The organism is Enterobacter cloacae complex sp. P15RS (assembly GCF_014895905.1).
GTDB lineage: Bacteria > Pseudomonadota > Gammaproteobacteria > Enterobacterales > Enterobacteriaceae > Enterobacter > Enterobacter quasihormaechei.
Genome location: NZ_JADBQL010000003.1, coordinates 100,664 through 114,878 on the forward strand (window position 1 = coordinate 100,664; position 14,215 = coordinate 114,878).

The 14,215-nt window shown below is 57.6% G+C and carries 15 protein-coding genes; 3 read left to right on the forward strand and 12 right to left on the reverse strand.

Annotated elements, in window-relative coordinates:
- Positions 1–68: 68 nt before the first annotated feature.
- The 11 genes from IM267_RS01850 to nfsA form a co-directional block, all read right to left on the reverse strand.
- Positions 69–1,538: a sensor histidine kinase KdpD gene (locus tag IM267_RS01850; protein ID WP_193032578.1), complete on the reverse strand. Its 1,470-nt coding sequence runs from the start codon at positions 1,536–1,538 to the stop codon at positions 69–71.
- Positions 1,522–2,229: a response regulator transcription factor gene (locus IM267_RS01855; RefSeq protein ID WP_193032579.1), complete on the reverse strand. Its 708-nt coding sequence runs from the start codon at positions 2,227–2,229 to the stop codon at positions 1,522–1,524. The genes IM267_RS01850 and IM267_RS01855 overlap by 17 nt, the downstream gene beginning before the upstream one ends.
- A 72-nt stretch (positions 2,230–2,301) precedes the next feature.
- The gene (rlmC, locus tag IM267_RS01860; protein ID WP_193032580.1) at positions 2,302–3,429 is read right to left on the reverse strand and encodes a 23S rRNA (uracil(747)-C(5))-methyltransferase RlmC; all 1,128 of its coding nucleotides are present in this window, start codon (positions 3,427–3,429) and stop codon (positions 2,302–2,304) included.
- A gap of 40 nt (positions 3,430–3,469) precedes the next feature.
- Positions 3,470–3,967, reverse strand: a complete 498-nt coding sequence (locus tag IM267_RS01865; protein ID WP_087878582.1) for a YbjO family protein — start codon at positions 3,965–3,967, stop codon at positions 3,470–3,472.
- Between the two features lie 42 nt (positions 3,968–4,009).
- Positions 4,010–4,855 carry a putrescine ABC transporter permease PotI gene (potI, locus tag IM267_RS01870; RefSeq protein WP_063449228.1) on the reverse strand — a complete coding sequence of 282 codons (846 nt, stop codon included), beginning with the start codon at positions 4,853–4,855 and terminating at the stop codon, positions 4,010–4,012.
- On the reverse strand, positions 4,852–5,802 hold the full coding sequence (gene potH / locus IM267_RS01875; protein ID WP_193032581.1) for a putrescine ABC transporter permease PotH: 951 nt from the start codon (positions 5,800–5,802) through the stop codon (positions 4,852–4,854). Before potH ends, potI begins: the two co-directional genes overlap by 4 nt.
- Before the next feature lie 9 nt (positions 5,803–5,811).
- Positions 5,812–6,945: a putrescine ABC transporter ATP-binding subunit PotG gene (gene potG / locus IM267_RS01880; protein ID WP_017693732.1), complete on the reverse strand. Its 1,134-nt coding sequence runs from the start codon at positions 6,943–6,945 to the stop codon at positions 5,812–5,814.
- A 143-nt stretch (positions 6,946–7,088) separates the two neighbouring features.
- A complete protein-coding gene (gene potF / locus IM267_RS01885) occupies positions 7,089–8,201 on the reverse strand; it encodes a spermidine/putrescine ABC transporter substrate-binding protein PotF (protein WP_063866227.1) in 1,113 nt (370 codons plus the stop codon).
- A gap of 351 nt (positions 8,202–8,552) precedes the next feature.
- Entirely contained in the window at positions 8,553–9,029 is a 477-nt protein-coding gene (locus IM267_RS01890) for a YbjN domain-containing protein (RefSeq protein WP_003858385.1), read from the reverse strand.
- 63 nt (positions 9,030–9,092) lie between these two features.
- Positions 9,093–9,995 (reverse strand): 30S ribosomal protein S6--L-glutamate ligase, encoded by a 903-nt coding sequence (gene rimK / locus IM267_RS01895; RefSeq protein ID WP_064910791.1) that lies wholly within the window; start codon positions 9,993–9,995, stop codon positions 9,093–9,095.
- 64 nt (positions 9,996–10,059) lie between these two features.
- Positions 10,060–10,782 carry a nitroreductase NfsA gene (nfsA, locus tag IM267_RS01900; RefSeq protein ID WP_063449232.1) on the reverse strand — a complete coding sequence of 241 codons (723 nt, stop codon included), beginning with the start codon at positions 10,780–10,782 and terminating at the stop codon, positions 10,060–10,062.
- A 185-nt stretch (positions 10,783–10,967) separates the two neighbouring features.
- Here nfsA and IM267_RS01905 point away from each other — a divergent pair, with 185 nt between their 5' ends.
- The gene (locus tag IM267_RS01905; protein ID WP_014169305.1) at positions 10,968–11,237 is read left to right on the forward strand and encodes a GrxA family glutaredoxin; all 270 of its coding nucleotides are present in this window, start codon (positions 10,968–10,970) and stop codon (positions 11,235–11,237) included.
- A 35-nt stretch (positions 11,238–11,272) separates the two neighbouring features.
- Here the strand turns inward: IM267_RS01905 and IM267_RS01910 are convergent, their stop codons facing one another.
- A complete protein-coding gene (locus IM267_RS01910; protein ID WP_063449233.1) occupies positions 11,273–11,647 on the reverse strand; it encodes an inner membrane protein YbjM in 375 nt (124 codons plus the stop codon).
- Between the two features lie 274 nt (positions 11,648–11,921).
- On the opposite strand from IM267_RS01910, the gene IM267_RS01915 reads away from it, so the two are divergent.
- On the forward strand, positions 11,922–13,607 hold the full coding sequence (locus IM267_RS01915) for an aspartate:alanine antiporter (RefSeq protein WP_063866223.1): 1,686 nt from the start codon (positions 11,922–11,924) through the stop codon (positions 13,605–13,607).
- 255 nt (positions 13,608–13,862) lie between these two features.
- The gene (locus IM267_RS01920) at positions 13,863–14,183 is read left to right on the forward strand and encodes a metalloregulator ArsR/SmtB family transcription factor (protein ID WP_193032582.1); all 321 of its coding nucleotides are present in this window, start codon (positions 13,863–13,865) and stop codon (positions 14,181–14,183) included.
- Positions 14,184–14,215: the final 32 nt, after the last annotated feature.

The window sequence follows — 14,215 nt, forward strand, 5'->3', positions numbered from 1 at the left end:
TTGCCGGGTGGTCTGGCCTACGGGGGGGGTCTGTAGGCCGGGTAAGCGCAGCGCCACCCGGCAATTTCTCACAGCGGCACAAAGAACCTGAACCGCGCCCCGCTTACGGACTCCATCAACCGGATCCCCCCGCCGTGCAGCTCCAGCATTCTTTTCACGATCAATAGCCCTAATCCGCCCCGGTTGTCCCGCGACGCCTGAGGATTTAACGCTGAAGGCCGCTGGAACAGATCGTCCCGCAAGGCCGCATCGACGCCCGCGCCGTTATCTTCCACTTCAACCTGCAACCGGTCGTTCTCCTGCCACACCGCCAGACGAATGTCTCCGCCCGGTGGCGTATGGCGTATCGCGTTATCCAGCAGATTCGTCACCACCCGTTCAATCATGGAGACGTCGGCGTTCACCAGCGGCAGCGGACCCGGCACATCAATATGCAGATTTAACTCCCGCGTGCGGGCGGCCAGCTCAAACTTCTGCGCCACGTCGGAAATCAGCTCGGCCATGGCAAAACGCTCGCGCTGGGGCTTGATGCCGCCGTGCTCAAGACGCGCCAGCTCAAACAGCTGCTGCGACAGATGGCGCACCTTTTGCCCCTGACGCAGCGCGGTGGCGAGGTACTGCTGGTGCTCCTGCGGCGTCAGCGTCGCGGATTTCAGCGACAGCGTTTCCAGATACCCCAGCAGCGAGGTCAGCGGCGTACGCAAATCGTGTGAAATATTGGCGATAAACTCCCGGCGCTGACGGTCGCTGTCGGCCAGCCGATCCCACTGAGAGGTGATTTTGCGCGCCAGCTCAATAAAGGTATTGCGCAGGATCGCCACTTCATCCTGGCCGGCAGGCGCCAGCGGCTGGGTCGCCAGCTGCTTGATCGCGCTGATGCTGTCCTGCTCCAGCCCGGCCACGTCCATCGTGAGCTGTTTGACCGGACGCGTCACCCAGTACCAGATGAGCACCCCCGCCAGCAGGCCAAACAGCGCCACCAGCATCATGGACCACAGCGCCGTACTCCAGAGCGCTTTGTGCCAGGCCGTCTCCGCCAGCGCGTTGAACTCCTCCCCCTGCAAAATAATGTACAGATAGCCTTTCAGCTCGCCGTCCTGACGCAGCGGCGTGGCGCTGAAGATCTTTTTATTCTGACTGCGGGGGTCGTCGCCCAGCACCGGCATCACCGTCCCGCTCAGGAAATGTTGAATCGGCGCAAGGTCAATTTTTTGCCGCTGGATGTGGCCCGGCGGGGCGGCATCAGCCAGGATATCGCCATCCGGGGAGACAACATACAGCTCGACGCTCGGATTAAAGGTCATCAGCCGGTCGAACAGGGGCTTTAAGGCACTGCGATCCACCCTGCCCTGCGCGTCCAGAATCGGTTCCCGCTGGACGATCTGCTGCGCCAGGCCGCCGGAGAGCCGCTGCACCATGGCGTTGCCGTACTGCATGCTGCTGTAGAGCTGCACCGCACAGGCAACGGTAGCGCAGAGCAGCAATAACGCCGTAAACAGCAGCGTCAGGCGCTGGCTCAGGCTAAAGCGACGCATCATGGTTACGCTCCGCAAACTTATAGCCTTTACCCCAGACGGTGCGAATGATTTCCGGCTCGGCGGCATCTTTCTCAATTTTGATGCGCAGGCGGTTGATGTGGGTATTGACGGTGTGCTCGTAGCCTTCGTGCTGATAGCCCCACACCTGCTCCAGCAGCGCCAGCCGCGAGAAGACCTCGCCGGGATGACGGGCAAAGAAATAGAGCAGCTCAAATTCGCGCGGGGTGAGATCGACGTGTTGGCCGTTGAGACGCACGCTGCGCGCCAGCGGATCGATAGTCAGGCCGTGCGCCTGGATAATGCCGTCCGCCTGCGCCTGCCCCATCGCCTGCTGACGACGGAACAGCGCCTTAATGCGGGCAATCAGCTCCTGCACCGAGAACGGTTTTGCCAGATAATCATCCGCCCCGGTTTCCAGGCCGGTAATACGATCGGTTTCACTGCTGCGGGCGCTAATGATGATAATGGGCAGGTAGCGGGTCATCTGGCGGATACGGCGGCAAATTTCCAGGCCGTCGACGTTCGGCAGCATCAGATCGAGGATCACCGCGTCCCACGGCTGTTTTTCCAGAAGCGGTAACGCCTTCCCCCCATCCGGCTCGTGGGTAATGGTGTAGCCTTCATCTTCTAAGTTGAGGCGCAGGAGCGCCGCAATATCGTGGTCATCTTCCACCAGCAGGATCTGCTTCATCGGTAAGCCTTTATTCAATTTTTATGACGTAAGCTTACCTGATTTCGCAGGGATGAAGAGTTCACATTTTGTTTAAGATTTCACGAGCAACGTCAGCACTTCGTAATGCGCGGTGTGCGGGAACATATCAAAGAGCTGAACGCGCTCAATGCGGTAACCCGGCAGGCTGGCGATATCTTTCGCCATAGTCTGTGCGTTACAGCTGGAATAAACGATGTACTTAGGCGCCATCTGGCTCAGGTAATCGCACAGTGCCTGGCCAATGCCCCGGCGCGGCGGGTTCACCAGCACCAGCTCCGGCACGTTGCCCTGCCCGGTCGCGAACCGGGTGGAGTCCAGCGCCTGAAAGTGCAGATTGGTTAACCCCAGCTCCGCGGCGGACTGTTTCGCACAGGCGATGGCCTCAGCAGAGATTTCAATCCCAGTGAGCTGCATCTCAGGCGTGGCGCAGTGCAGGCCAAAGCCGCCGACGCCGCAGAACAGATCCCACATATGATGAACCTGTAACGCGCGCACCCAGTCGCGCGCGGTGGCGTACAGCGCGCTGGCGACGGTGGGGTTAGTCTGGAAGAAACTTTGCGGACGGATCCACAGCGGCACGCCGTTAAAGTTCTCCGCCAGCGCATGCTGTTCGGTGAAGAAAATCTCTTTCTCCCCTTCCATAATCGCCATGTGCACCGGCTGAATGTTGGCCGTAATCACCCGCAACGGCGGAAGCTGGGTCTGCAATGCCGGCAGCGCTGCGCGCAGTTGCTCCAGCTTGCTCTCTGAGCGCAGCACGAAGCGCAGCATCATGCCGCCGTCGATCTGGCTTTCGGTCAGCAGGAGGTATTTCAGCTCGCCGCGCCTGCGGGCAACGTTATAGGGCGTTAACCCCGCGCGGGCGATAAACGGCTTCAGTGCGGCAAACACCGGTTCAAACGAAGCGGGATACAGCGGGCAGGCGGTGAGGTCTTCCGGCGTGCCGTCACGGTGGAGCATGCCCAGCAGCGGCTTTTCGACGCTGCCGCTGACCACCATTTTGGCTTTATTGCGAAAGCCCTGCTCCGGCCCGCTGACGGGTGCGCACCACTCGCCTACCGCGTGGCCGGCAAGCAGCTGCTGTAAATCGGCCATTTTGGCGGTGAGTTGTTGAGAGACCGGCTGTTCTATCCACTGACAGGAGCGGCAGCGACCGGCGTCATAGAGTGCGCACTGCATATGAAAACCTCAAGGAAAACGAGGGCTGCGATTATACACATTATTGCAGGCGGAAGAACCGCCGACTGGAGGCGGGAACATAGAGCAGGCAGAGCACCAGCATGTCCGGCAATTTCTGCATCACTAAGGAATGGAAAATCTCGCGGCGGGAACCGCCGGGAATGCTGAACAGCTCCGGATAGCCGTAGCCCAGCGAGGCGGCCCACAGATAGCTGGCAGCGGTGATCTGCGTAAGAAAATAGACCCAGCGCGCCCAGTTGCGCCCCTTTACCAGCGAGAACGCGCAGTAGATCTCAATAAACACCAACATCAGGCTACTGAGAAACACCAGCGTCAGATTCCACGTCTGCGCGCTGCGATGAATGAACTCCCCCATGCCCCGCGGGCCCAGCGTGTTCATAATCATCAGCACATCCAGGCAGCGGATCATAATAATGGCGAGCGCCGCCACCTGAACCAGCGCAGGGACGTTCGGACGGGCGTGCGAATGACGTGTTTTTTGCAAGAATCCCAATGTTTTTACTTCCCTGAAAAACAGTGCCGCGTCATACGCGGCACATCACTGGAAATAATAATTCCTTCAGCCGCGTCTTGCACGCTGGATATCGCGAACGCGCTGCTTTTCCGCGCGCGCCATCAAATACCAGGCGATAAATCCGACAATTCCGACCACGCCAAGGATGATAGACGCCAGAGCGTTAATCTCCGGATTTACCCCCATGCGCACGCTGGAGAAGACCAGCATCGGCAGCGTCGTCGCGCCCGGCCCCGAGACAAAGCTGGCGATAACGAGATCGTCGAGCGAGAGCGTGAACGCCAGCAGCCAGCCGGAGATGACCGCCGGCATAATCATCGGCAGCGTGATGATGAAGAAAACCTTCAGCGGCGTGGCGCCGAGATCCATCGCCGCCTCTTCAATGGAGCGGTCCAGCTCGCGCAGACGCGAGGAGATCACCACCGCCACGTACGCCGTACAGAAGGTCACGTGCGCCAGCCAGATGGTAAGCATCCCGCGATCCGCCGGCCAGCCGATGGCGTGCGCCAGCGCCACAAACAGCAGCAGCAGCGACAGGCCGGTGATCACGTCCGGCATCACCAGCGGCGCGGTGATCATAAACGCAAAGCCGTTGGCCCCGCGGAAGCGGCCAAAGCGCACCATCACCAGCGCGGCAATCGTGCCCAGCACGCAGGCCATCGTCGCCGCCAGCGCTGCAATGGTCAGGCTTAATCCGACCGCGCTCATCATCGCCTCGTCGTGGAACAGCGCGCTATACCAGCGCGTTGACCAGCCCGCCCAGACGGTCACCAGCTTTGAGCTGTTGAACGAGTAGATCACCAGCATCAGCATCGGCGCGTACAGGAAGGTGAAGCCAATCACCAGGATCAGAATGCGCCACGGAGAGCGTACTACCGGCAAGTTGTTCATCCGCGATCTCCCATCTGTTTCTGCTGATGCTTGTGGAACCACATGATCGGCACGATCAGCAGCAGCAACATGACGATCGCCACCGCCGAGGCCACCGGCCAGTCGCGGTTATTGAAGAACTCCTGCCACAGCACGCGGCCAATCATGATACTGTCCGGTCCGCCGAGGAGTTCCGGGATCACAAACTCCCCGACCGCCGGGATAAACACCAGCATCGACCCGGCAATGATCCCGCCTTTGGTCAGCGGCACGATCACGCTGAAGAAGGTCTTCAGCGGCCGCGCGCCGAGATCCAGCGAGGCTTCCACCAGCGAGTAGTCAATGCGCGTCAGGGCGGTGTAAATCGGCAGCACCATAAACGGCAGGTAGGCGTAAACAATCCCGATATACACCGCGAGGTTGGTGTGCAGGATGGTCAACGGCTGGTCGATGACGCCAAGCCACAGCAGAAAGTTATTCAGGATGCCGTTATTTTTCAGGATCCCCATCCAGGCGTATACGCGGATCAGGAACGACGTCCACGACGGTAAAATCACCAGCAGCAGCAAAATGTTTCGCGTTGACGGTTTGCTGTGCGCCACCGCCCACGCCAGCGGGTAGCCCATCAGCAGACAGCAAATCGTCGAGACGGCAGCCACCTGCAACGACTGCAAATAGGCTTCGAAATAGAGCGGATCCTCGGTGAGCTGGAGGAAGTTGCCCAGATTTAGCGTCAGCGTCAGCTGCCCGTCGGCCCACTCCCACAGATCGGTGTAAGGCGGGATCGCCCGCGCCATCTCCGCCAGGCTGATCTTAAAGACGATCAGGAATGGCAGCAGAAACAGCAGGATCAGCCAGATATACGGCATGGCGATGACCAGCTTGCGGCCATGCGCCATCTGCACGCGCGCCAGCCAGCGCGCTAAGCCGCCCGGTGTTTTGCGGGCTGGAGGTTCAAGTGTACTCATGGCCGCTCCTTATACCGTCAGTACGACGCAGCTGTCCGCATCCCAGCACAGGCTCACTTCGTCGCCCCAGGTTGGCTGTCCCTTGCGATACCGGTGCTCGTTCTGTAGCTGGGCGCTGAGCATCTGCCCGCTTTTCAGGCGAACGTGATAAATCGACAGGTCGCCGAGATAGGCAATGTGCACCACTTCGCCCACGGCAAAGTTATAGCCATCGGCGGGCGGCTCATCGCAGAGCATGATTTTTTCCGGGCGCAGGGCCACGTAGACCGGCACGTTGTCCACCACGGAGTTGTCAGAGTCAACCTTCAGCGGGTGCACCAGCCCCGGCGATTCTATCACCAGGCCATCGTCCTGACGCTCCTTCAGCAGCCCTTCAAAGACGTTCACCGAGCCGATAAACTCCGCGCTGTAGCGGGTGGTCGGGTGCTCGTAGATCTCTTCCGGCTCGCCAATCTGCACGAACTTACCGCGATTCATGATCGCAATGCGCCCGGCCATGGTCATCGCCTCTTCCTGGTCGTGGGTCACCATCACGCAGGTCACGCCCACGCGCTCGAGGATATCCACCACTTCCAGCTGCATCCGGTCGCGCAGCTTTTTATCCAGGGCGCCCATCGGCTCGTCGAGCAGCAGCAGCTTCGGACGCTTCGCCAGGCTTCTTGCCAGCGCCACGCGCTGACGCTGGCCGCCTGAAAGCTGGTGCGGCTTGCGCTTCGCGAACTCCTGCATGTGCACCAGGCTCAGCATCTCCGCCACGCGCGCGGTGATTTCGGCTTTCGGCAGCTTGTCCTGCTTCAGGCCGAAGGCGATATTCTGCTCGACGGTCATGTGCGGAAACAGCGCGTAGGACTGAAACATCATGTTTATGGGCCGCTGGTATGGCGGCACGCTGGATAGATCAACGCCGTCCAGCACTATCTGCCCGGCGGTCGGCTGTTCAAACCCGGCGAGCATGCGCAGCAGCGTGGACTTACCGCAGCCCGATGCGCCGAGCAGGGCGAATATTTCGCCTTTGTAGATCGTCAGGCTGACGTCGTCCACGGCATGCTGGCCGTCGAAGGATTTGGTGAGGTTACGAATTTCAAGAAGCGGGGTCAGCGCTTTACGGACTTTCGCCTGCGGGCGGGGGATCGCGTCATTCACGGGGTGCTCTCCGGCATAGATCAACACTGGTGCAAACGCACCGTCAGGGTGCGCATCGCCGGGCGGCGCTAACGCTTGCCCGGCCTACGAGTTGTGTCGGCCCGGTAAGCGTTAGCGCCACCGGGCAACGATATCAAACGCCGTTACTTACCGCTTTTCACCTTCGTCCACGCGCGGGTACGCACGCGGTCGATCTTAGGCTCCTGCACCTTCAGGGTGAACAGCTTGGCAAAGACGTCCGCTGGCGGATAGATCGCCGGGTTATTGCGGATATCCTCGCTGACCATCGGCACGGAGGCCTTGTTACCGTTAGCGTAGTAAACGTGGTCGCTAATGTGGGCAATCACTTCCGGACGCATCAGGTAGTTGAGGAACTGATACGCTTCCTCTTTGTTTTTCGCATCAGCCGGCATGGCGAAGACGTCGAAGAACGCCAGCGCGCCCTCTTTCGGAATGAAGTAGGAAACATTCACGCCGTTTTTCGCCTCTTTCGCACGGTTCGCCGCCTGCCAGACGTCACCCGCCCAGCCGATCGCTACGCAGATATCGCCGTTCGCCAGGTCGTTGATGTACTGAGAGGAGTGGAAGTAGCGAATATTCGGACGCAGCTTCAGCAGCAGGTCGGTTGCCGGACCGGTGTAGTCGTCGGCCTTGCTGCTGTTGGGATCTTTGCCGAGATAGTTAAGCACGGTGGCAAAAATTTCTTCCGGCGCATCGAGGAAAGAGACGCCGCAGCTTTTGAGCTTTTCAAGGTTTTCCGGCTTCAGCACCACGTCCCAGCTGTCCAGCTTGACGTCCGGGCCCAGCGCGGCTTTGACCTTATCCACGTTAAAGCCGATGCCGGTGGTCGCCCACAGGTATGGCATCGCGTATTTATTCTCCGGATCGTGCTTAGCCACCAGCTTCAGCACCTCCGGGTCGAGGTTTTTCCAGTTGGGTAATTTGCTCTTATCCAGCGGCTGGAAAACGCCGGCGGTCAGCTGACGCTCAAGGAAACTTGCCGACGGCACAACCAGGTCAAAGCCGGTGCTGCCCGCCATCAGTTTGCCTTCCAGCACTTCGTTGGAATCGAATACGTCGTAGACCACTTTAATGCCGGTCTCTTTTTCAAAATTGGCGACGGTGTCCGGCGCAATATAGTCAGACCAGTTATAAACGTGCAGCGTTTTTTGTTCCGCAGCGAGCGTGCCGGCAGAGACGGCCATCAGAGCACCCGCAACCAGACCCGATAACCATTTTTTATTCAAGGCGATCATATTGTTATTCCTTCTGAAAGCTCGTTAACAAACGAACCAAAACTGTGCAGCCTGAAGATATGCAATAATCATGCATAGTTTGTCGCTCTGCCCGAAATAAATATAACCCCCTTTTTCCGGCAGGATCCGCTCGCTTTTTTAAGCATCGCAAGAATAACTGTAGCCCGTGTCTCCGGCTATAGCCCAGACGAAAAAACGCCTTTTATCAATTTTTTATGCAGATTATGTCTACGTGATAAGCCGAAACGGCCTGAGAGGAGGTGAAAAATTCTTTAAAGAAAGGTTAAAAGCAGCAGAAAAAACGGTGTTATGCAGCCGCTCTGGCAGCGACTGCGCAAAAGTCAGACGGCATTAGTGGAGAAAATTGGGAGATGCATCATTATTCTCAGCATCATCTTCCGCGCTGTACAGCAGGTGGTGTGCGTTGGCTTCCATCATTACCATGGAAATCTGCTCTTCGCTCAGGCGCATAAACCAGGCGAACTGCTTGAAGGAGAGCCCGGCGCCGGAGAATAAAGACTGGCAAACCACCAGCTTCGGCAGGTTATCATCCTGTATGTCGAGAAACGCTTTGACCGTCAGAGAGCTGGCGTTAATTGCAGACAGATCGGACGCCAGCGCCAGCAGCGCGGAAGGCTTCACTTCGGCCAGCGCCGAGAAAAGAATGACGTCGTTAATCAGATCGATTTTGGCATCAAAAATGCCGTCGAAATTTTGCATGTGAGGCAGATGCAGCGCCTGGCAGGAGTCGCATTCGAAGAAAGTAATACCGGCATCATCGAGCCATTGACGTAACGTATCCAGTGTAGGTACGACCTGTAAATCCATCGCTGTGCAGCCTCTTAAATAAAAACGTTGTCCAGATTACGCAAAAAGTGCGCGCCGATCCATTTAACCGCCCGTTTTCAGGCAAAATCCCGGCGTTGCGTGACGTTCAATCCACGCGATCATTTTACCTGCAATATCGACGCCCGTGGTTTTTTCCACCCCTTCCAGTCCCGGCGAGGCGTTGACCTCCATCACCAGCGGCCCGCGCTCGGCGCGCAGCAGATCGACCCCCGCAACGTCCAGGCCTAACGTCTGTGCGGCTTTCACCGCGATCGCACGCTCGCGCTCGCTGATAATGGCCACCCGCGCAATGCCGCCGCGGTGCAGGTTTGAGCGGAAGTCGCCCTCTTTCGCCTGCCGCTCAATGGCAGCCACCACTTCATCGCCCACCACAAAGCAGCGGATATCGCACCCTTTGGCCTCTTTAATATATTCCTGCACCAGAATATGGGCATTCAGACCGCGAAACGCGTCAATCACGCTTTCAGCCGCCTGACGCGTCTCCGCCAGTACCACCCCGATTCCCTGCGTGCCTTCCACCAGCTTTATGACCAGCGGCGCACCGCCCACCATGTCGATCAAATCGCTGGTGTCGTCCGGGGAGTGGGCAATCCCGGTGACGGGCAGATCGATCCCCTGGCGCGCCAGCAGCTGTAGCGAGCGCAGTTTATCGCGGGCGCGGGAAATCGCCACGGACTCGTTGAGCGGATAGCTTCCCAGCATTTCAAACTGGCGCAGCGCAGCCGTGCCGTAATAGGTGATCTGGGAGCCAATGCGGGGGATCACCGCATCGAAGTGCGGCAGCTTGCGGCCCTTGTAGTGAATCGACGACGCCGCAGGGTCGATGTTCATATAGCAGGACATCGGATCGAGGATCTCAATCTGATGCCCGCGCTTCGCCGCCGCTTCTCGCAGACGTTTACATGAATAGAGCGTTCCATCCCGGGACAATATGGCAATCTTCACCCTGCACCTCTCTAAAGACATGGTAAAAGCCTGCCTATCATACACGAGGCGCGGGAGGAATGGACTACCGCGTTGCCCAGCCCTGCTTGTGCAGGTAATCAAGAATGAACGGGCGGCTCTCCTTGATAATGGTACGACGAATATGGTCGCTCCAGGTGTCGCGACGGTTGTTGCTGTCGCGCGTCAGGTAGTAGTTCGCCAGCTCTTCGTCGTATTGATTCAGAACGTCCTGGTCGACCGGCTGGTAGTGGTTTTCATGCACCAGCATCGCGGCAGGAATACGCGGCTTCAGATCCGGGTTGTCCGCCGGCCAGCCGAGGCACAGGCCAAACAGCGGCAGCACGTGTTTCGGCAGCTTCAGCAGCTCGGTCACGCTTTCGATGTTGTTGCGCAGCCCGCCGATATACACCCCGCCAAGCCCCAGCGATTCCGCCGCCGTGAAGGCGTTTTGCGCCATCAGCGCCGTATCGACCACGCCCAGCAGCAGCTGTTCCGCCAGCCCCAGCTCCGCCTCAGGGCAGATTTGCAGGTGACGGTTAAAATCGGCGCAGAACACCCAGAACTCGGCCGCCTGGGCAACGTGCTTTTGTCCACCCGTGAGCGTCACCAGCTGTTCACGCATCGCCGGATCGGTGATGCGGATAATCGAGCTGCACTGCAAAAAGCTGGAGCTGGAGGTACCGCGCGCGCTGTCGATGATCGCTTCCCGCTGCGCCTGAGTAATTGGCTCATCGGTAAAATGGCGAATGGAACGGTGGGAACGAAGCAGGTCAATGGTTGGCGTCATTTTGTCTCTCTTTGTATTGCGTAAAACGTATGGCAGCCAGTATAGGCAATGATCCCCATGATGTAATTGGCGAAACATAGCCTGACTGTATCAAAGTGACAGGTGAAACCTTCTTTCCATGACGACAGGTTATCGTGCACTATAGGCATTATTCGCCGTCAGGCTTGTTTTTTGAGGAGAGAGAAATGTTTGCAGTAATTTTTGGTCGTCCAGGATGTCCTTACTGTGTGCGCGCGAAAGAGCTGGCTGAGAAACTGACTGAAGAACGTGATGATTTTAACTTCCGCTACGTGGATATCCACGCGGAAGGCATCAGCAAAGCCGATCTGGAAAAAACCGTGGGTAAACCGGTTGAAACCGTGCCGCAGATCTTCCTCGACCAGAAACACATCGGCGGCTGCACCGATTTTGAAGCCTACGCCAAAGAGCACCTTGGCCTGTTTGCCGCTCAGTAAGGCAATCCGAAGACGCCCTCACCCTGAGGGCGTTTTTATTTACGGTGCTTCCGCTGTTGCAGCAGGCTGCGCGTAAATAAGAAACACAGCGCGCCCAGCGCACACCAGAAAACGCCGCTCAACAACCACGCCACTTCCTGCCAGACGCTTCTCGACGAGAGAAACAGCACGCGCATCAGAAGCAAGCAGATGGGCGCCGCAAGGATTGCCCCCAGAAGCGGCATCACCACCTCGCCTTTGCGCGAGAGAAAACTGGCCACTGCCCCCGGCAGAATGAAAAACAGCAGGCCCAGCTCCGGATGACCGGACGCTCTGAAGGCGCCCTTCACGTTAAATGCAAGCGACATGCAAACGACCGTAAACAGCAAAAAACAGCTGATGACGCCAGCCCAGTTTCGTTTAAAGTTCAAACTATCCTCCTGACTTATCTCTATCAAATACAAAAATCGTCCGGTGGACGCCCAGTCAGATAAAGCATTGCGGCAATCCTTGCCAAAACACGCACGGAAGTCGTGCGATAATAGGTGGCTGTCGGTAGCTATTACGATTAAACTAACCGCCTGCTAGTGTTTAGGGTATTTATCAGGAAGCAGGGAGAGTCTCAGTGATTCCCTGACTCTGAAAACAGTAGCCCAAATAGTCCTTTCATTCAACAACTTACTGGTAAACAAGAAGTTAGCCTCCGTGAATATAAACGTCGCAGACTTGTTAAATGGGAATTACATCCTGTTATTATTTGTGGTACTGGCACTGGGCCTTTGTCTGGGTAAATTGCGCCTGGGTTCAGTTCAACTTGGTAATTCCATTGGCGTTTTAGTCGTCTCGCTGTTATTAGGTCAGCAACATTTCAGTATTAACACGGACGCGCTTAACTTAGGTTTCATGCTGTTTATTTTTTGCGTAGGCGTGGAAGCCGGCCCGAACTTTTTTTCGATTTTCTTCCGTGATGGCAAAAATTATCTGATGCTGGCGCTGGTGATGGTCGGCAGCGCGCTGCTGATTGCGTTAGGGCTGGGCAAACTGTTTGGCTGGGACATCGGCTTAACGGCCGGTATGCTGGCCGGCTCGATGACCTCCACGCCGGTGCTTGTGGGTGCCGGGGACACGCTTCGTCATTCTGGCATGGCAGGCACGCCGCTTTCCGTCGCGCTGGACAACCTGAGCCTGGGCTATGCCCTGACCTATCTGATTGGTCTGGTAAGCCTGATTGTTGGCGCGCGCTATCTGCCGAAACTTCAGCATCAGGATCTCCAGACCAGCGCCCAGACCATTGCCCGCGAGCGCGGCCTGGACACGGACTCCAAACGTAAGGTTTACCTGCCGGTGATCCGCGCGTACCGGGTCGGCCCGGAGCTGGTTGCCTGGACTGACGGGAAAAACCTGCGCGAACTTGGGATCTACCGTCAGACCGGCTGCTACATCGAACGAATTCGTCGTAACGGTATTCTGGCTAACCCGGACGGTGACGCGGTGCTCCAGATGGGCGATGACATCGCCCTGGTCGGCTACCCGGACGCCCACGCGCGTCTCGATCCCAGCTTCCGCAACGGGAAAGAGGTGTTCGACCGCGACCTGCTGGACATGCGTATCGTCACCGAAGAGATTGTGGTGAAAAACCACAACGCCGTGGGCCGCCGTCTGGCGCAGCTGAAGCTGACCGACCACGGCTGTTTCCTCAACCGCGTGATCCGCAGCCAGATTGAAATGCCTATCGACGATAACATTGTGCTCAATAAAGGCGACGTGTTGCAGGTCAGCGGCGATGCCCGACGTGTTAAAACGGTTGCCGACCGTATCGGCTTTATCTCCATTCACAGCCAGGTGACGGACCTGTTAGCGTTCTGCGCCTTCTTCATTGTCGGCCTGATGATTGGGATGATCACCTTCCAGTTCAGCAACTTTAGCTTCGGCATCGGTAACGCTGCCGGCCTGCTGTTCGCCGGGATCATGCTGGGCTTCCTGCGAGCGAACCATCCGACCTTCGGCTATATCCCTCAGGGGGCGCTGAACATGGTGAAAGAGTTCGGCCTGATGGTCTTTATGGCGGGTGTCGGCTTAAGCGCCGGGAGCGGCATTGGCAACGGCCTGGGCGCTGTCGGCTGGCAAATGTTGCTTTCCGGACTTGTCGTCAGCCTGGTGCCAGTGGTGATCTGCTTCCTGTTCGGTGCCTACGTGTTACGCATGAACCGCGCCCTGCTCTTCGGCGCGATGATGGGCGCGCGTACCTGCGCACCGGCGATGGAAATCATCAGCGACACCGCGCGCAGCAATATCCCGGCGCTGGGCTATGCAGGCACGTACGCGATCGCAAACGTGCTGCTGACGCTGGCAGGTACGCTGATCGTCATTATCTGGCCTGGACTCGGATAAGTCTCAAGTTTGCGCGTGGCTGAAAAAATTTTCGTTACGCGCAGAACTTTTTACACAGGTCACAGTCATAACTATTGCCACTGCTTTTCTTTGATGTCCCCAATTTGTGGAGCCCATCAACCCCGCCGTTTTGGTTCAAGGTTGATGGGTTTTTTGTTGCCTGAAATTTACCCATCTTTCCATTTTCGCTTCCCCCAGCTCATGTAAACATATATGATTTATCGAATGTGAATGAAATACCCTCAGGATGACCAAATGCTTCACCCCCTTCAGCTTTTCAAAACCCTCTCCGACGAAACGCGGCTCGCCATCGTCATGCTGCTGCGTGAAGCGGGGGAACTGTGCGTCTGCGATCTCTGCGCCGCCACCAACGAGCCACAGCCGAAAGTCTCCCGCCATATGGCACTGCTCCGCGAGGCCGGGCTGGTCATCGACCGGCGTGAAGGGAAATGGGTCCATTACCGTTTATCTCCGAACATGCCCGCGTGGGCAGCGTCCATTATCGATAACAGCTGGAACTGCCTGCGTGAAGACACCCGCCTGAAGCTGAAAGGTAAAGTTCCGGGTGCATGCTAAGCAAAACATATTCACTAAATCAGATATAATGG